This is a genomic window from Actinomadura sp. NPDC049382 (assembly GCF_040677125.1).
Classification (GTDB): Bacteria; Actinomycetota; Actinomycetes; order Streptosporangiales; family Streptosporangiaceae; genus Spirillospora; species Spirillospora geliboluensis.
The window spans coordinates 1-17,793 of sequence record NZ_JBFARO010000161.1 but is presented as its reverse complement, the minus strand read 5'-3'; the positions used below and the strand labels follow the sequence as shown (position 1 = coordinate 17,793).

General features: G+C 75.5%; 16 protein-coding genes. 4 read left to right on the top strand and 12 right to left on the bottom strand.

The features are described 5' to 3' along the window. Positions 1 to 238 (top strand): hypothetical protein (locus AB0K34_RS42180; RefSeq protein WP_364554301.1); only part of this gene is annotated, 238 nt, incomplete at its 5' end. On the opposite strand, the gene AB0K34_RS42175 is transcribed toward AB0K34_RS42180, so the two are convergent. The 11 genes from AB0K34_RS42175 to AB0K34_RS42125 form a co-directional block, all read right to left on the bottom strand. Next, on the bottom strand, positions 239 to 2,341 hold the full coding sequence (locus AB0K34_RS42175) for an efflux RND transporter permease subunit (protein ID WP_364554300.1): 2,103 nt from the start codon (positions 2,339 to 2,341) through the stop codon (positions 239 to 241). 129 nt (positions 2,342 to 2,470) lie between these two features. Next, entirely contained in the window at positions 2,471 to 3,187 is a 717-nt protein-coding gene (locus AB0K34_RS42170) for a response regulator transcription factor (RefSeq protein ID WP_364554299.1), read from the bottom strand. After that, positions 3,168 to 4,295, bottom strand: a complete 1,128-nt coding sequence (locus AB0K34_RS42165) for a histidine kinase (protein ID WP_364554298.1) — start codon at positions 4,293 to 4,295, stop codon at positions 3,168 to 3,170. Before AB0K34_RS42165 ends, AB0K34_RS42170 begins: the two co-directional genes overlap by 20 nt. 1 nt (position 4,296) lies before the next feature. Continuing rightward, on the bottom strand, positions 4,297 to 4,926 hold the full coding sequence (locus AB0K34_RS42160; RefSeq protein WP_364554297.1) for a sulfotransferase family protein: 630 nt from the start codon (positions 4,924 to 4,926) through the stop codon (positions 4,297 to 4,299). 31 nt (positions 4,927 to 4,957) lie between these two features. Beyond that, on the bottom strand, positions 4,958 to 6,001 hold the full coding sequence (locus tag AB0K34_RS42155; RefSeq protein ID WP_364554296.1) for a 3-oxoacyl-[acyl-carrier-protein] synthase III C-terminal domain-containing protein: 1,044 nt from the start codon (positions 5,999 to 6,001) through the stop codon (positions 4,958 to 4,960). A gap of 29 nt (positions 6,002 to 6,030) precedes the next feature. Beyond that, positions 6,031 to 7,395 carry a condensation domain-containing protein gene (locus AB0K34_RS42150; protein WP_364554295.1) on the bottom strand — a complete coding sequence of 455 codons (1,365 nt, stop codon included), beginning with the start codon at positions 7,393 to 7,395 and terminating at the stop codon, positions 6,031 to 6,033. Continuing rightward, entirely contained in the window at positions 7,392 to 8,012 is a 621-nt protein-coding gene (locus AB0K34_RS42145; RefSeq protein ID WP_364554294.1) for a hypothetical protein, read from the bottom strand. The genes AB0K34_RS42150 and AB0K34_RS42145 overlap by 4 nt, the downstream gene beginning before the upstream one ends. After that, on the bottom strand, positions 8,002 to 9,075 hold the full coding sequence (locus AB0K34_RS42140; RefSeq protein ID WP_364554293.1) for a hypothetical protein: 1,074 nt from the start codon (positions 9,073 to 9,075) through the stop codon (positions 8,002 to 8,004). The genes AB0K34_RS42145 and AB0K34_RS42140 overlap by 11 nt, the downstream gene beginning before the upstream one ends. Before the next feature lie 150 nt (positions 9,076 to 9,225). Continuing rightward, a complete protein-coding gene (locus AB0K34_RS42135) occupies positions 9,226 to 9,933 on the bottom strand; it encodes a helix-turn-helix transcriptional regulator (RefSeq protein WP_364554292.1) in 708 nt (235 codons plus the stop codon). Between the two features lie 139 nt (positions 9,934 to 10,072). Beyond that, positions 10,073 to 10,720 (bottom strand): response regulator transcription factor, encoded by a 648-nt coding sequence (locus AB0K34_RS42130; protein ID WP_138636539.1) that lies wholly within the window; start codon positions 10,718 to 10,720, stop codon positions 10,073 to 10,075. Further along, the gene (locus AB0K34_RS42125) at positions 10,687 to 12,120 is read right to left on the bottom strand and encodes an ATP-binding protein (RefSeq protein ID WP_364554291.1); all 1,434 of its coding nucleotides are present in this window, start codon (positions 12,118 to 12,120) and stop codon (positions 10,687 to 10,689) included. The genes AB0K34_RS42130 and AB0K34_RS42125 overlap by 34 nt, the downstream gene beginning before the upstream one ends. 285 nt (positions 12,121 to 12,405) lie before the next feature. On the opposite strand from AB0K34_RS42125, the gene AB0K34_RS42120 reads away from it, so the two are divergent. Then, a complete protein-coding gene (locus tag AB0K34_RS42120) occupies positions 12,406 to 13,101 on the top strand; it encodes a response regulator transcription factor (RefSeq protein WP_138636537.1) in 696 nt (231 codons plus the stop codon). A gap of 52 nt (positions 13,102 to 13,153) precedes the next feature. Further along, a complete protein-coding gene (locus AB0K34_RS42115; protein WP_364554290.1) occupies positions 13,154 to 13,762 on the top strand; it encodes a helix-turn-helix transcriptional regulator in 609 nt (202 codons plus the stop codon). A 30-nt stretch (positions 13,763 to 13,792) separates the two neighbouring features. On the opposite strand, the gene AB0K34_RS42110 is transcribed toward AB0K34_RS42115, so the two are convergent. Beyond that, on the bottom strand, positions 13,793 to 16,831 hold the full coding sequence (locus AB0K34_RS42110) for a BTAD domain-containing putative transcriptional regulator (protein ID WP_364554289.1): 3,039 nt from the start codon (positions 16,829 to 16,831) through the stop codon (positions 13,793 to 13,795). A 72-nt stretch (positions 16,832 to 16,903) separates the two neighbouring features. On the opposite strand from AB0K34_RS42110, the gene AB0K34_RS42105 reads away from it, so the two are divergent. Next, a partial coding sequence (locus AB0K34_RS42105; RefSeq protein WP_364554288.1) for an MFS transporter occupies positions 16,904 to 17,793 on the top strand: 890 nt, incomplete at its 3' end.

Genomic DNA, 17,793 nt, shown 5'->3' with positions numbered 1-17,793 from the left:
GTCCTCGACCCCGAGCTCGAAGCTGATCATTAAGCCCCACGCTACATCGATTGGCGGGAGCGGGCGCGCGGCGTGGACTCGTCCTCATGGCACCACCGCCGAACGCGGCGACGTCGACCGCGTCGCCGACCGCGTCCGGGCGCTCCTCGGCCGCGACGCCTTCGCCGCCGAGTACGCCCGCGGCGAAGCCGACCCCGGCGCCGCGTCCCCGGCCGGCCAGGACGCCGTGTCCGCCTGATCAGGTCCGCTGCGACGCGAGGCCGGGGGCGGCCGGCGCCTCGGTGATCTCCACGCGGCGGTGCAGCCGGCGCAGCGGGCCCGGAGCCCACCAGGCCGCCCTGCCCAGCAGGGTCATCGCCGCCGGGACCAGCAGCATCCGCATGGCGAGGGCGTCCAGCGCGATGGCCAGCAGCAGGCCGAGCCCGATCTCCTTCACCGGGGCGAACCCGGCGGGCAGGAACCCGGCGAAGGCCACCCCGATCAGCAGGGCGGCGGCCAGGATGACCCGGCCGCTGCGCCGCAGGCCGGCGGCCACCGCCCGGCGGGGGTCGCCGCCGTCGAGCCAGGCCTCGCGCGCCCGCGACAGCAGGAACACCTCGTAGTCGGTGGAGAGGCCGAACGCGATCGCCGCCGTGATCACCGGGACGGTGAGGTCGATGCCGGCGAGTTGCGGCAGGCCGAAGGCCGAGACGAAATGGCCGTCCTGGAAGACCCAGACGACGATGCCGAGTGCGGCGCCGACGCTGAGGACGTTCGTCAGGACGGCCTTGAACGGCAGCAGCACCGAACCGGTGAAGGCGAACAGCAGCAGGAACGTCACTAGCATCACCGCGCCCGCGGCGATCGGCGCGCGCTCCGCCAGCGCGTCCCGGTAGTCGGCGAGGCGGGCCGCGTCCCCGGTGACGCCCTGGATCCGCGGGTCGTCCATGCCCCGGATCGCCTCCACGGCATGGCGGGTCCGGGCGCTGTTGGTCGCCTGCTCCGGTATCGCGTTCACCACGGTGAGGCCGCCGCGCGACGGCCCGGGACGCACCGCCGCGACGCCGGGCACTTCGGCGATCCGCCCGCCGAGCGCGGCCAGTGCCGGGTCGTCCGGCGGCAGGGACGTGACGACCGTGATGGCGGCGGGCTTGGCGGCGGCGGGGAAGTCGGCGGCGATCGCGTCCTGCAGCTGCCGCGTCTGGGTGGACGCCGGCAGCGAATGCGGGTCCGCGGTGACCAGCCGCATCCCGAACACGGGAGCCGCCATGACCGCGAACGCCGCTCCGACCGCCAGCAGGGTCGGCAGGGGGGCGCGCTGGACGGTCCGGGCGACCGCGGCCAGCACGCGGCCGTGGCGCGGCTTGGCCTTCGCCGGCTTGACGCGGTGCCCGACCAGCGCGAGCAGCGCCGGAAGCAGCGTCACCGCGGCGAGCATGTCGATGAGGACGACGCTCGCCCCCGCCACGCCCAGCGACCGCAGGAACGGGTCCTTGAACAGGAGCATGCCGAGCAGCGAGACCGAGACGGTCAGGCCGGAGAACACGATCGTGCGGCCGGCGCTGAGGCAGCTGCTTTCGAGAGCGGCGCCGGCGTCCCCGCCGGGCGCCCGTTCCTCGCGGTAGCGCTGGACGAACAGCAGCGAGTAGTCCACGGCCAGGCCGATGCTGAGCATCGTGGTCACCTGGATCGCGGACACCGACACGTCCGTCACCAGGCTCATCACCAGCAGGACTCCGAACGTGCAGGACACCCCGATCACCGCGATGACCAGCGGCAGCGCGGCGGCGAGCAGCGCGCCGAACACCAGGAGCAGCAGGACCAGCAGCAGCGGCGCGGCGATGATCTCCGCCTTGCGCGTGTCGGCCTGCGCCTGCTCGGTGAACTCGGCGTCGGTCAGCGCGTCGCCCGCCACGACGACGCGGGGCGCGTCGATCCGCTTGAGCCGGGCGCTGATCCGGTGCTCCACCCGTTTCGGGGTGCCGGGCGCGAGGCCGACGCCGATCAGCACGGACTGGCCGCTCACGGCCTTCGGCGCCCGCTCGCCGAACGGGTCCTCGACACCGGTCACCTCCGGGTGACCTCGGATCTCGGCGAGCGCCCGCTGGACGGAGCGGCGGAATCCGGGGTCGCCGGCGGGCCGGCCGGACACGACGGCGGTGAGGGACGGGGGGTTCAGCCCGGCCCGGTCGAGCCGGGCGGCCGTCCGGTCGGACTGGCTGCCGGGGGTCGTGCCCACGGTCGTGGTGAGGCGGGTGAACACGCCGTTGCCGGCGGTGAAGGCGACCGCGGTGACGGCCAGCCACAGGACGATGACGATCACCGGGTGCCGGCGGGCGGCTCCGGAGACGTGACGGATCACGAGAACGCTCCTCGGTCGGCGGGACGCTCCCGATGCTCGCCGCCGGACCGGCGTCCGCGGATCACCGGCCGGGGTGAATCCGTTCTCGCCGCGCAGGGTGACCCGGCCGCGCGCCGGCCGCGCCGCGGGTCAGCCGCCGCCCGCGACGACCAGGCCGGATTCGTAGGCGAACACGACGGCCTGGGCGCGGTCGCGGAGCCCGAGTTTGGACAGCAGGTTCCCGACGTGCGTCTTGACGGTGTTCGCGCTGAGGTACAGCTCCGCGCCGATCTCGGAGTTGGACAGCCCCCGCGCGATCATGGCGAGTATCTCGGTCTCCCGCCCGGTGAGGTCGCCGAGCCGGGCGGCGAGCCGCGGGACGGCGTGCCCGTTGCCCACCAGGGCGCCGATCAGCCGCCGGGTCACGGTGGGCGCGAGCAGCGCCTCCCCGGCGGCGACGATCCGTACGCTCTCCACCAGCTGGTCGCGCCTGATGTCCTTCAGCAGGAAGCCGCTCGCGCCCGCGCGCAGCGCGTCGTAGACGTACTCGTCGAGGTCGAACATCGTCAGCACGAGCACCTTCGCCCGCGTCTCAGCGCAGATCCGGGCGGTCGCCTCGACGCCGTCCAGCTCCGGCATGCGGATGTCCATCAGCACGACGCAGGGCCGCAGCTCGCGCGCCGCCCGCACGGCCGCCGCCCCGTCCCCGACCTCGCCGACGACCTCGATGTCGTCCTGGGCGTCCAGGATCATCCCGAACCCGGCGCGGAAGAGGTCCTGGTCGTCGGCGATCAGCACGCGCAGGTGCGGACCGGCCGGCGCTCCGACGGGCCCGGCGCCCGCGTCCTCAGATCGGGAACGTGGCATGGACGACGAATCCCCTCCGGCCGCTCTCGGGTCCGATCCGGAGCGTACCTCCGCACGCCGCGACGCGCTCGCGCATCCCGACGAGCCCGTGCCCGCTCCCGCCGCCGGCCGGCGCGGGCCCCCGGCCGTCGTCGCGGACCTCCACCGACAACCGGTCCTCCTCCCACCGGACGGTCACCGCGGCGTGCTCCGCCCGGGCGTGCCGCAGCACGTTCGTCAGCGCCTCCTGGACGATGCGGTACGCGGCGACGCCCACCTCCGACCGGGGCTCCCGCGCCTCGCCCTCGGTGACGAGGGCCACCTCGACGCCCGCGTGCCGGGCGGCCGCGACCAGGTCCGGGACGGCGGGCAGGCCGGGCTGGGCCCGGCGGGCGGGCGGCGGGTCGTCGGAGCGGAGCGCGTCCAGGACGAAGCGCAGCTGCGCGATGGCGTCGCGGCCCCGGTCGGCGATGGCGTCGAACGCCTCCACGGCCCTCTCCGGCGACCGGTCCACCAGCAGGGCGCCGGACTCCGCCTGGACGACCATCAGCCCCACCGAGTGCGTGACGACGTCGTGCATGTCGCGGGCGATCCTGGTGCGCTCCCTGGCGGCGGCCGCGGCCCGCTCCTCCTCCAGCCTGCGGGCGCGCTCCTCCAGCACGCCGATCCGGGCCCGGCGCGCCCTGCCGCCGGTGCCGAGGGCGTACGCGGTGGCGAAGAACATCCCGATGTACCCGGAGTCGATCAGCTCCTCGCCCGGCAGGATCAGCGAGACCAGCAGCAGGACCCCGCCGACCGCCACTCCGGCCAGGCGCCTGGCGGGGGACGGCTGGGCCGCGAGCGTGTAGGTGAGCACCAGGGCCCCGAGCGGCAGCGGGGGCAGGTCGTTCTCCGCGCTCAGCCAGGTCGTGGCGGCCGCGACGACGAAGCCGGCCGGGATGGTGCACCGGCGGCGCCAGAACACCGGCACCGAGGCCAGCAGCGCCGCGGCGACGGCGGCCCCGTGCGGCCTCGGGAGCAGCACGGGGACCAGCGTCCCGGTCGTGACGACCGCCGTGATCACCAGGTCGAGGGTCGTGTCCGACCAGTGCCGCCAGGGGAGCACCGCGTCCGGCGGCCGGCGGGCCATCTCAGTGCTCCTTGCGCTGCTCCAGCGTGGCGGCGAATTGCGCGCCGTCGTTGTGGTGCGGGAAGTCCCCGCCCGGGACGGGGACCCCGAGGAAGCCGCAGAGGGGCTCCCAGCCCTGCCCGACGTGGAACTCCAGCAGCCGGCTGGACGGCACCTCGCGGCGGACCTCCTCGATGTGCCGCTCGAACACCGTGACCGCGTGGTCCCGGTCGGCGAACCCGCCGCCGAAGACGCCGTTCCAGACGATGTCGAGGGACAGGGCGCGCAGCCGGGTGAACACCGGATCGCGGCCGTCGTCGGGGGCGGTGACCGACCGGTAGATGCTGCCGTGGGCGCTCCGGTACCACGAGGCCGGATCGCGGACGGTCAGGATGACCTTGGACTCCGGGTTCCGGGCGACGAGTTCGCGCCAGAACGCCGCGCCCGGCCAGTCGACGGACGAGCGGTACCCGTCGTAGACCTTCTCCCAGTCCGCCCGGCCCGCGGCCGCCTCCTCCCAGAGCGGGATCTCGCCGGGGCGGTCCAGCAGCCCCAGCATGTGGTGGCAGGGGCCGAAACCGAGCTGCTCCAGGGCCGCCTTGAGGGAGAGCGTGCCGGTGCGTCCGAAACCGACTCCGATGACGTCGAGCATGAGGGCCTCCACTGGGGAACGGGACGGGCTGCTAGCGGGCGCCGCGCAGGAGCATCGCCCAGAGGGTGGCGCCCGGGCCGAAGGCCAGCGCCATGGCATGGTGTCCGGGGTCGAGCGGTGCGGCCTGCTGGAGCCGTTCGAGGACGGCGAGGACCGCGGGTCCGGCGGTGTTCCCATGCTCGCGCATCACCGCGCGCGACACGCCGACCGATTCGGCGGGCAGCCGCAGCTCCTCCTCGACGCGGTCGATGATGCGGCGGCCGCCGGGGTGGAGCGCCCACCACGCCAGGTCGCCGCGGCCGAGCCCGTTGCGCGCGAGGAGCGCGTCGACGGGGGCGGGCACCGACGACGCCACGACGTCCGGCATGGTCGGCGCGAGCCGGATGTGCAGGCCGCGGTCGCCGACGTGGACCTGCAGGTCCTGGGCGAACCGGGGCGCGGTGAGCACCTCGGTGTCGACGATGTCCAGCCCGGGCAGGCCCGGCCGGCCCGGCCGCAGGACGACCGCCGCCGCGCCGTCGCCGAAGAGCGTCAGGACGACGGCGCCCTCCTTGTCGTACGGCGGCGGCTGGAGGTGGGGCGAGAAGAGGTCCACGCACACCAGGACGGCCGGCCTGCGGTGCACCTCCACCCAGTTCCGGCAGGCGGACAGCGCGGGGAGCGCGGCGTAGCAGCCCATGGGGCCGAGCGACAGCGCCTCGGTGCCGGGCGGCATCCCGAGGTCGTCCAGCAGCCCGTCCAGCCCGGGGGCGGAGTGCGTCGTGGTGGTCGAGGTCGCGAGCAGCCCGACCTCGCCGGGACGCAGCCCGGCGCGGTCGAGCGCGCGGCGGACCGCCTCGGCGGCCAGGGCGCGGGCGTCGGCGAGGCCGCGGTCCATCCGCCGGCCGGTGCCCCACTCCCGCGGATCCTCCACGAAAGGGTTCACGGCCATGCCCTTGGCGCCGATCTCGGAGTTGTCGATGACCCGCGCGACGATGTCGCCGCCCGGGTCTCCGGCGAACAGGGCGGCGAACTCGTCCATCTTGACCGGGGGCGGTGCCGTGAACGCCAGGTCGGTGATGCGTGCCGTCGGCATGGTGCGCCTTTCTCCTGCGAGGCCGTCGTTCACGAGGCCGGGACGGGACGGGGCGCCGGCCGCACCGGCGCGATCTCGCTCAGCGGCAGATCCCGGTCCGCCAGCTCGGCGAGGAGGTTCTCGATGCCGGACAGGAAGGCCGGGATGACCGGTGGCGGGACGTGGGCGGTGTCGGCCAGGAGGCTGAGCCGGACGGCGTGCGGATCCTCCACGACCCTGAACATCTCCAGGAAGAAGGTGACGCTCGCCCGCTCGACGCGCCGCTCCCAGGCGAACGACGACTCCCCGGGGGGCGCGGGCGGGGCGGGGAGGCGGGTGCGGGTCGGCGTCCACAGATCGTTGAAGGCGACGCTCAGGTCGACACCCGATCCGGCGACCAGCCGGGCCGCCAGGTCGGCGTCGAACTGGCCGTGCCGCTGCGCGCGGAAGGAGGCCTTCCACGCCTCGCGCACCACGTCCCCGAACGTCTCCCCGCCGAGCCCGATGACGGAGATCGTCTCCTGTGCGAGGTTGCCCACGGCGTTGTGGAGGTCCTTGCCCGCGCGGTTGCCGGCCATGAGCCGGACGGCGCACCGGTCGCGGCCGGTGTGCAGGCCGAGGAGCACCGTCGCCGCGGCCAGCAGGACGTGCGTCGTCCCCACGCGGTGCCGGGCGGCGACGGCGTCCAGCGCGAGCGGCACCGCCCGCGACCGGAGCCCGCCGCGCCAGAAGCGCGGGGTCGCGGGCGGGCCGGGCGGCGCGGGGAACATCGTGGGCGGCGCGGCGGCCAGCTCCCGGCGCCAGTGGTCGAGCGCCTGCTCCAGCGCGCGCCGCCCCCGCGGCGAGCGCTCGCGGGCGGCCTTCTCCGCCGGCTGGACGGCGCGCGCGACGCCGGTGAGCCCGCCTTGCAGGAGCCGCACGAACTCGGCTGCCACCACCTGCCCGCTGAGGAAGTCGGCGGCCAGGTGCGACATCCACAGCTGGAAGACCACCGGCCGGTCGTGGAGGAGGACGATCCGGGCGGCGAACGGCAGTTCGGCCGCCGGGTCGTGCTGCGCCCCCGGCGGCCGGGGCCGCCAGTCGCCGGCGAAGGCGTGCAGGTCGTCGACCGCGTCGACGCGGACGAGCCAGACCGTCAGTTCGCCCTCCGCCAGGACCTCCTGGTTCAGGGCGTGGTCGTCGCCGTGGAAGAGGGTGCGGAGCGACTGGTGGCGTTCGATCAGCAGGCGGAGCCCGTCCAGGACCTCGTCCAGGGCGAGTCCCTCGGGCAGCAGCCCGCCCGAGGTCGTGTCGGCGAAGGACGGCTCGCCCGGTCGGCGCATCTTGCGCCAGAAGTCCCACTGCCCGACGGTGCAGGGCGCCGTGCCGCCTCCGTCTCCGTGGAACGCGATCCGCCGTGTGGTGGTCGTGGTCATGTCGTTCCCCTGTACCGGCGGAGCAGCGCGGATCGGCGCTCCGCCTCGTAGCGCTCTTCGAGCGCGGACGGCAGCGTTGGATGCGGGGTCAGGAACCGCGGCCGGAGGGAGGCGCGGTGCCGCTCCCAGCCGGCCTCAGGCCGGTGGGGGCGGGTGGAGGCGGGCAGGGTCCGCGGCACGGGCGGGCCCGGCGGGGCGGCCGGGTCCTCGCCGAGCGCCCACCGCTCCGCCGCGTCCACGCGGGCCAGCGCGTCGGCCGGAGGCAGCCCGGTGAGGCCCAGCCAGGTGACCGCGCGGGTCGCGAAGGACGCGGCGCGCAGCTCCGGGAGGCGCTGGACGGCCGCCGCGATCGGCAGGACCGCCCGCGCCGTGAGCGACTCGCAGGCGAGCATGGAGAGGGAGGGCAGGGAGAGGGAGGGCAGGTCCGCGCCGGTCTCGCGGAACGGGTGCGGCCACGGGCGGGACGCGCCGGCGGCGCCGCACACGGGGCAGCCGACCAGGTCGACCCGTACCGCCGGAGCGTCCGCGTCCGTGGGCGCGAACGGCGGGGTCAGCAGCGCGCACTCCGCCTCCCGGACGGCCATCGCCCGGACGAGGCGGTCGAGGTCAGCCCGCATGGCGCCCTCCGATCGCCGCGAGGCCGCCGCGCGCCGCGAGCAGCCCCGCGCGCACCGCCGCGACTCCGAGGTCGGCGAGCGCCGTCCGGCCCGCCCGCCCGGCCATGGCGTGGTCGTCCTCGGACAGCCCCGAGTCGACCCAGGTCTCGACCGCCGTCCGGGTCAGGGGGCCGCCGCCCGGTGGCGGCGCGCCGGCGGACGCCACGTCCGCGCCGAGCAGGAACCCGGCCGCCCACACCTCGGTCGCCGGGCGGACGAGCCGGCCGGGCAGCCGGCCCATGCGCGGCGCCGCCTCGGCGAGCACCGCCTCCGGGTCCCGGCCGGTGAGCGCGCAGGCGTCGTACCAGTACCAGCCGAACTTGTGCTCGACGGGCTCGCGGTCCATGAGCCGGACGCCGCAGCGGGAGTCCAGCAGTTCGACGGCGTACGGGCCGGGTTCGAGGCGTCCGGCGGTGGACCAGTGCCCGTCGGGGACGGCCGCGCGGGGGGCGAAGACCGTCGAGTGCAGGCGGCCGTGGTGGCCGACGATCGTCGGATCGTGGCCGTGGTCGAGCAGGTGCGGCACGGTGGCCACGACGGGGACGCCCTCCCGGCGGCAGAAGACCACCACCTGCTCGTCGTCGTCCTGCGCCTCGTCGGGGACGCCGGCCAGGTGGGCGGCGAGCCGCCGCGCCGCGGCCACGGGCAGGACGAGCCCCTGGGTGGGCGTCCACTCCGTCGCGGAGAGCGGGACGCACGCCGTGCCGGCCACGGCCCCCCGGCGCGCGAGGTAGGAGTTGTGCGGGCTGTTCCAGTGGGAGTACATGGCGATGCCGTGGTCGGGATGCGCGGCGACGACCTCGTGCAGGTGCCGGGCGAATCCCGGGGCGGGCACGACGTCGTCCTGCAGCACCAGGTGGTGCGTGGAGTCGTCGTCGATCGCCGCCCATGCCCGTTTGGCGGTGCGCAGCGGGCTCGGCGCGGCGTCCGGGTCGGGATCGCGCACGATCCGCGGCCGGAGCGCGCCGAACGACGCGGTGAGCGCGCGCAGCCGCTCCGCGCGCCGGGGATGATGCATGATCACGGTGCCGATGCGGATCGGTCCGCCATGGGAGCCGCGGGAATCGTGTGCCATTCGCCCTGTCTCCGCCCGAGGGGCGTGAAGTCGCCGTGTCCGGTGGGTGTTCATCTTCGGCGGGGCGAGGGCGCCTCCGTAACGCCGGAACGGGCACGCCTACGGGCGGACGGATGGGCCGCCCGTCCGGGCCCGCACGATCGCCCTGCCCGATGGGCCTGCCCGTTCGTCCAGGGTGCGCCCGGCGGCGGGGCGGCCGTGCACGGTCCAGCCGGCGGCGGACCGCTCGGGCGCCGTCCGGCCGGACATCGTGCGCCAGACGAAGCCCAGCTCGAGCCGGCTCCGGACGCGGAGCACGTTCATGATCGTCGTCACGTGGCGCTGCACGGTCCGGGTGGAGCTGCCGAGGCTCGCGGCGATCTCCTTGTCGGCCATCCCGGTCGCGAGCAGTCGCAGCACGTGCAGGTGGACGGGGGCGAGGACCGCGTCCTCCTCGGTGTCCTCGGCGGCGTCGCGCCAGTACCGCTCGAAGATGGCGAGCAGCGAGGCGACCGCGCCGGCGGGCGCGTCGACGCGGGTCCAGTCCGTCAGGCGCGGTTCCCAGGCCAGGGCCGCGACCTCCCGGTCCACGATGGCGAGGTACAGGGGGAGGCCGTACGCCAGCACGACGCGCGTGCTGACGCCGCGGCGATCCGGCGGCGGGGGAGCCTCGAACCCCTGGGGTTGCAGGACGAGGACCTCGCGCCGCGCCGAGTCCAGGAGTTCGCCGGCCCGCCGCCGGCCCGCCGCCGCGGCGGACGGTAACGGTCGAGCGGCTGCGGATGGGGGAGTCGGCGCAAGGGTGAGCCCCCGACGGCCCGTGGCCATGGATTCCTCCAGTGGTCTGCGACGCCGACGAGAGTACGGACCGCGGGCCGGCCCCGTAACCGGGGCAGCCTGGGGAACCCGAGAGGGGATTCCCCGGTGTCCCCGGGCCGGTCACCGTGCTGGAGTCACCGTGCTGGAGTCATTGCGCCTGGAGGAAGAGCAGGACCGCCCGCACCCGCCGGTGAAGGCCCGCGTCGTGCGGGATGTCGAGCCGCTCCAGGATGGCGGTCACGTAGCTCTCGACCGTCTTGGGCCGCAGGTTCAGGCGCTCGGCGATGGCCTGGTTGGTGAGCCCCTCCGCCATCAGCGCGAGCACCTCCCGCTCCCGCGGCGCCAGCCGGCCCACCGGCCCGGCGGCCTGCTGCCTGGCCATGAGCTCCTCGACGATGACCGGGTCGATGACGGCGCCGCCCTCGACGACCCGGTGCAGCGCGCCGACGAGCTGGGAGACGTCGACGACGCGCTCCTTCAGCAGGTAGCCGACATGGCCCTCGCCGCCGTTGACCAGGTTGAGCGCGTACTCGATGTCGATGTGCAGGGAGAAGAGCAGCACGGCGACGTCCGGATGCCGCGCCCTGATCTCCTGCGCCGCCATCAGCCCCTCGCCGGTGAACGTGGGGGGCATCCGGATGTCGAGGATCACCACGTCCGGGGGGAGCCGCCGCACCTCGTCGAGCAGCTCCTCGGCGTCGCCGACCGTCGCGACGACCTCGACGCCGCGCTGGGAGAGCAGTGCCGCGATGCCGTCGCGGATCAGGACCGCGTCGTCGGCGATGATGACGCGCAAGAGAATTCCCCGATGATCGACGTGCCCTGCCCCGCGGTGCTGACGACATCGAAGGTACCCCCGATCGCCGACACCCGTTCGGCGAGACCGGACAGCCCCCTGCCGTCCGGGGCCGCCTGGCCGATGCCGTCGTCCTCGACGGACACCCGCAGCGTGCCGCCGCGCTGCCGCAGGCTCACGGTGACGGCGCGGGCCCGGGCGTGCCGGACGGCGTTGGTCAGTCCCTCGGCGACCAGGAAGTAGGCGGTCGCGGACAGCTCCACGTCGAGTCCGGCGGGCGCCTGCCCGGTCAGGGTGACCGGCAGCGGCGCCGCCTCGGCGAGTTCGCGCAGGGCGCCGTCGAGGCCCCGCTGGAGCAGCGCGGGGCGGCGTCCGCGGGAGAGCCTGCGCAGCTCCTCCAGCGCCCGCTGCAGTTCGGCCGCGGCGCTGTCGAGCTGTGCGCGGGCCTCCCCGGCACCGCCCGCCGGCAGGTGGTCGCGGGCGATCTGGACGGCGAGCATCGCGTTGAGCATCCGGAACTGCGCGCCGTCGTGCAGGTCGCGCTGCAGCCGCCGGCGCACCTGGTCGACCTGCGCCTCGGCCGCGCGGCGGAGGGTGTCCAGCTTGGTGGCGTTGCGCGCCAGCCACATGCGCAGCAGGCCGCCGGCGACCGTGATCGCCAGCAGGACCTGGAGGGCGACCGCGGCGGCGTTCAGCGGGAGCCGCAGCCGCCCCGTGACGGAGAACGGGAGGAGGTAGGGCAGCAGCGGCTCGATGGCCAGGTGCAGTCCGATCAGGATCCCGAGGGTCCACGCGGGGTAGAGCTCGCGCCGCCAGCACGAGCGCGACCAGCGGCGCACCAGGACCAGGACGACGAGCAGGGCGACCGCGACGACGTGCGCGTGCGCGAGCACCGCGACGGGGCCCTCGGCCCTCCACCCCATGGAGACGCAGGACAGGCAGGGCTCGAAGCGGCTGCGGTCCATGGCGTGGTAGTCGGCGTAGAGCGTCAGGGGCAGGAGCAGGGTCAGCGCGACGGCGGCGCGCTCCAGCCGGTCGGCGAGCCGGAACTCGGGGAAGGCGAGCAGGACGCCGACCGCGAGCGGGGCGGGCAGCGCGCGGCCGAGCAGCGTGAGCTCGTGGGCGGCGCCCTGCCCGGCGGGGTCCAGCAGGCGCAGCGGCCAGGTCAGGCCGGCGACGATGAGCAGGAGTCCGAGTCCGCGCGAGGGCCGCTGGTGGGCCAGCAGCATCCCGCTGGTGAAGAAGGCGGAGGTCAGCATGATGACGGCGGCGGGGAAGACGACCCCGCCCTCACCGGACCGGGTGACCGCGAGCACGGTGGCGCCGGTGCTGGCGGCGACCGTGGTCGTGATGAGGGCAAGGGGCCAGTGCCGTACGGCCGATGGAAACGTGGAACGCATGAAGGAGGGTTGCCTCGCATCCCGGTGAACCGCGTTGATCGAGTTCCGTACTTCTCCTCTTGATCATAAGTTGCGCCCGGAGTGGCTTGCCAGAATTGGCTGGGTCTGGCCAGTTTGAGCCTTTTTCGGCTTTTGGGAACTGCGGCGCCGGCGTGTAGTAAACCAAACAGGTCGGAATTGGTGACTTCATGTCTGAAAAGTGACACCGAGCTTGCTGTGGGGCGTCGTGTGCGTTGTCATGACAAGGCCCGGTACGGGCCACAGGGGGACAGAGGAGTGGTGACGATGAGGCACAGCATCGGGGGCGCCCGGCGGCAGGAGGCGGCGGGCCTCAGAGTGGCGATCGACATCGGCAACGAGGTCCTGGCCCGCGGGCTGGAGGACGTGCTCCGCGGCGTCGCGGGCGTCGGGGCCGTGCGGCGGTGCAGGAGCAGGGCGGAGGCGGGCATGCTCGCCGGCTCGGGGGAGACCGACGTGATCATCCTGACCGGCGCCGAGACGGGATGGCTCGGCGAGGTGCCGCCCGGCGCCGCGGGCAGGTCCGCGAAGGTGCTCGTCCTGCTCGACCAGACGGAGGCGCGCGAGGCCTCGCTCCTGGCCTCGATGGGGGCCGACGGCTTCCTCGTCCAGCAGGAGATCACCGCCGAGTCGCTGGGCGAATCGATCGAGCGCATGGTGCGCGGAGAGGTGCCGATGCCGGCCCGGCTGGCCCGCGAGCTGCTCTCCCGCGCCGGATCGCCGCCGCCGGAGCGGGCTCCGCGCCCGGTCCGGCTCACCGCGCGCGAGCAGGAGACCCTGAACCTGCTGGCCGAGGGGCTGAGCAACAAGCAGATCGCGCGCCGGCTCGGCATCTCCGACCACGGCGCCAAGCGGCTCGTGACCAGCGTCCTGCTCAAGCTCGGCGCGCCCAACAGGACCGCCGCGGTCGTCACCGCGATCAGGGCGGGCATGGTCGGCGAGCCGTCGGCGCGGAACCGGTAAGCGTTTTGTATGCGCCATTTGCCAGTATGGCCGGGTGGCTCCCGCCAAGCGCATGACGACCGCACGGAAAACCGTCGCCCAATACCCGATGGACGGCCCGCGTCCGTCCATTGACCGCGCCATTGCCCGGGCGTGCCTCGCCACGGCGCGCGAGGAACTCCTCGTGATGTTCCCGGGCACCGGCGAGGAATGGGAGCGCTTCGGCCGGCCCGTGCGGCCGGCGGCCCGCCGGGGGACGCGGGTCGTCGTCCGCGAGGCCGGCCGCCGCCGCGCCCGCGGCGTCCGGGTCCGCGCCGACCTGTCGGCGTTCCTCGTGGTGGCGGACCGCGTCGTCGGCGTCCACGCCGACGAGCGCGGCCGGGCGGGCGTCGTGCGGGCCGCCGACCGGATCGCGGAACTCGTCGAGGCATTCGAATGTCACTGGGGGCACGCTCGACTGCCCGACGAGGAGGCCGACCCGGCGGTCCACCTGCAGGAGGAGATACTCGGCCGGCTGGCCGCGGGCGCCACGGACGCCGTGGTCGCCAAGGAGCTCGGCATCTCCCGGCGCACCGTCCAGCGCCACGTCAACAGGACGATGGACGCCCTCGGCGTGCGCAGCCGGTTCGAGCTGGGCATGCGCCTGGCCGCGGGGGACTGGGCGGGCGCGTGCGGGTGCTGACCGCGGGGCGGCGGCCGGCGGGCGACGGGGTCAGCGCTCGTCGAGGAGCGCGCTCGTCTCGGCCGCCGCCGCGGCGTCCCCCAGGCGCTCGTAGACGCTGACCGCCTCGCCCCAGACCTTCTTGGCGGCGGCTTCGTCGCCCTGCTCCGAGTGGACCGAGCCGAGCACGCGGAGCGTGTCGGCGAGGAAGGCGTCCCAGCCGCGCGTCCGCCACAGGCGCGCCGACTCCTCCAGGTGCAGCCGGGCCGACGCGAGCCGGCCCGCCGCCAGGTCGAGCTCGCCGAGGACCTTCAGGGCGTCGGCGAGATGGTGCCCGAACCCGTGGCGGCGGCTGAGGAACAGCACCGAGTTCACCGTCGGGAGCGCCCGCTCGTCGCCGAGGGCCGCGTAGAGCTTGGAGAGGTAGAGCAGGGAGAACGCCTCCGCGTAGTGGTCCCCGAGCTCGTGGCAGACGCGCAGCGAGTCCACGAGCAGCTCGTGGCCGCTCTCGATGCGTCCGGTCAGGCAGTGCGCGGCGCCGAGGAACTGCATCGCGGTGGCCTCGAACCGGGGGTTGCCGAGCAGCCGGGCGAGCGCCAGGCACCGCGTCAGGTGCCGGGCGGCCGGCTGCGGGCGCCCCTCCCCGCAGGCGATGCCCATCATCAGGTGCGCCCGCGCCTCACCGCCCAGGTGGTCGGTCTCCTGGGCCAGCCGCAGCGCCTCCCGCGCGCTCTCCAGCGCCTGCTCGGAGTCGCCGCGGGCGATCAGCCCCCAGCACTGCGCCACCAGGGCGTCCGCCATCCCCCGCCGCTCGCCGGCCTCCTCGAACAGGCGCAGCAGCCGGCTGGCCTCGGCGTAGGAGGTGGCCATCGCGTTGCCGGTCTCCTCGGTGGAGATCCAGGTCGTCATGTCGATCAGGCCCCGCAGGAGGACGGCCTCGCCGAGCCGGTCGCCGGCCGCGGCGCACAGCGCCATCGCCCTGCGGTGCAGCGGCACCCAGTCCTGCGTCAGGCTCCTCATGTCGAGGTACTTCTCCATCGACGCCGCCAGGTCCCAGGCGAACCCGGCCAGCTCCAGCTCGCAGGCCTGCTCCACCGCGGCCGCCATCGCGGCCCGTTCCGTGTCGAACCAGGCCATGGAATCGGCCAGCAGGCGCTCCGTCACCTCGGCGGGCAGCTCGTACCGGGGCGCGGGTCCGTGGAGGGCCGCGTAGCAGGGGCCCGGTATCCGCTCCGCGGCGCGCTCGGCCAGCCGCAGCCAGGCGCCGAGGGCGCGCCGCACGGCCGCGAGCCGCTCCGCCGCGGACTCCTCCCGGGCCGCGAGCTCGCGGGCGTAGATCCGGACGAGGTCGTGGTAGCGGTAGCGCGGCTCCCCGCCGGCGCCGGTGCCGGTGGCCACGAGGAGCTGGGCGTCGATCAGGGTCTCCAGGTGGGCCCGGGCCGCCCGGTGGGAGCCGCCGAGCAGCGCGGCCGCGACCCAGCCGGCGAAGTCGGGGGCCTCCAGCAGGCCGAGCAGCCGGAACAGCCGCTTGGCCGGGCCAGGGAGCCGCTGGTAGCTGAGCCGGAACGAGGTGCGCACGGCGAGGTCGCCCGCGGTCAGCTCGTCCAGCCGGTGCCGCTCGTCGCGCAGCGAGTCGGCCAGCCACGCGAGGGTCCGGTGCGGCCTGCCCGCCACCCGGGACCCGGCGATGCGGACGGCCAGCGGTATGCCCCCGCACAGCCGGGCGACCTCGGCGGCGGTCGCGGGATCGGCGCCGATCCGCTCCGCGCCGATGATGCGGCCGAGCAGCGCGACGGCCTGCCCGGCGTCGAAGACGTCGAGGGCGAGGTGGCCGGCCCCCTCCAGGCCGGTGAGCGGGAACCGGCCGGTGACCAGGACCGCGCTGCCCGGCGCGCCGGGCAGCAGCGGGCGGACCTGGCTCTCGGCGGACGCGTCGTCGAGCAGGACCAGGACCCGGTGGCCGGCGAGGACGGTCCGGTAGAGCGCGGCCCGGTCCTCCAGGGACCGCGGCACGTCCTGCCCGCGGACGCCGAAGGCCCGCAGGAAGCCGCCGAGCACCTGCGCCACGTCCACCGGTTCCCCGTCGGCGGTGCGCAGCCGCGCGTAGAGCTGCCCGCCGGGGAAGCGCGAGACCAGCCGGTGCGCCACGTGCAGGGCCAGCGTGGTCTTCCCCACCCCGCCCATGCCCGTGATCACCGCGACCGGCGCGGACTCCCGGGCCGACAGCAGCCCGGTCAGCGCCGTGACCTGGTCCTCCCGGCCGGTGAAGTCCGGGATGAGGGGAGGCAGCTGCGCCGGGACGGGCAGCCGGGCCGCCCGGACGGCCTCCCGCGGCCGGTCGTCCTTGGACAGCGCGGCGAGGTACGCCGCCTGGACGCGCGCCCCCGGATCCACGCCCAGCTCCGCCGTGACGCTCTCCCGGTACGCCTGGTACCGGCGCAGCGCCTCGGCGGTGCGCCCGTCGGCCGCGAGCAGCTCGATCACGCCCGACTCCAGCCGCTCGTCCAGCGGGTACGCCTCCGCCAGCGCGGCGACGCGGTCGAGGACCGCGCCTGCGCGTCCCGCCGCCACCGCCGCCGCGGTCAGCTCCGCGGCGGCGGAGTGGACCTCCTCGGTGACCGCGCGCAGCAGGGGGTCGGAGGAGCCGGTGCGGGGCAGGTCCGCCAGCAGGGGCCCGCGCCAGAGCGCGAGGGCCGACTCGAGCAGTTCCGCCTTGTCCGCGGCGCCCTCGGCGGCGCCGGCCCGGTCCACGAGCGAGCGGAAGCGGCCGAGGTCGACGGCGGCGGCCGGGAGGGTGAGGCGGTATCCCGAGCCGTCGTGGTCGAGGGTCCAGCCGGGCTCCGGCGCCGGGTCGATCCGCCTGAGCCACTGCCGCAGCCGGGAGACGCCCACCTGCACCGACCCCGGCCTGACCTCCTCGGGACCTCCGGACCAGGCGAGTTCGACGAGGCGGTCCGCGGGCAGGGCGTCCGGTGCGGCGACGAGCAGGGCCCCGAGCAGGCCGCGCAGGATCGGCGAGCGGGGAGGCGGCACGGGCGCGCCGTCCACCTCGACGGACAGCGGTCCCAGCACGGCGAAGCGCAAGCCCACGGAACCCACCGTCTCCAGCCTCCGTCGCGACTCGGCCTGGTGCCCGACGAATTAGTGTAAAAGGGGGAAGTGATGCGCGCAGCGATCATCCCCTCTCCCGTGCCGGCGGCGGTGGTCCGGCGGGCGCGGTACGCGATCTCGACCGTCTACGCCGCCGAGGCCCTCGCCTTCTCCACCGTCATGGCCCGCGTCCCGCAGGTCCAGCACGAGAACGGGCTGAGCGACCAGGGCATCGGCGTACTGGTGGCGCTGGTCCCGGTGCTGGCGGTCGCCGGCGGCCTCGGGGCGGCGAGGCTGTGCGGCCGCACGGGGTCCGGGCTCGTCCTGCGCTGCGCCCAGCCGCTGTTCTTCGCCGCGGTCGTCCTGCTCGGCACGGTCCGGGGGGCCGCGCCGCTCACCGCCGCGGTCGCGCTGTTCGGGACCTCGCTCGGCATGATCGAGGCGGCGCTGAACGCGCAGGCCGTGGCGATCGAGAGGCACGAGGGCCGGTCCCTGGTCAACGGCTTCTTCGCGGTGTTCAGCGGGATGAGCATCGCCGGTTCGCTCTGGGGCGCGCTGGCCAACCGCCTCGGCCTCTCCCTGGCCGCGGGATTCCTCGTCCCGGCGCTGGTGGGACTGGCGGTCGCGGTGGCGACGGCCGGGGCGATCCTGTCCAGGGCCCGGGAGAACCCGCTCGGACCCGCGGCGGAGCGGGCCCGCGCCCGCGCGGCGGCGCTCGGGGTGCCGTGGCGCCCGCTGCTGGTCCTCGGCGCCCTGCTCGCCGCCGCGTACGTGGCCGAGGGAGGGATCGCGGGGTTCGCCGTCAAGTACGTCCGGGACGAGCTGGGCGGCGCGGACGCGGTCGCGCCGCTGGCCCTGACCGCGTTCGCCGCCGCGACCGTCACCGGGCGGGCGCTGGCCGACCGCGTGGTGCGCCGCCGGGGCGCGGCGTGGCTCGTCCGGCGCGGCGCCCTCGTGGCCGC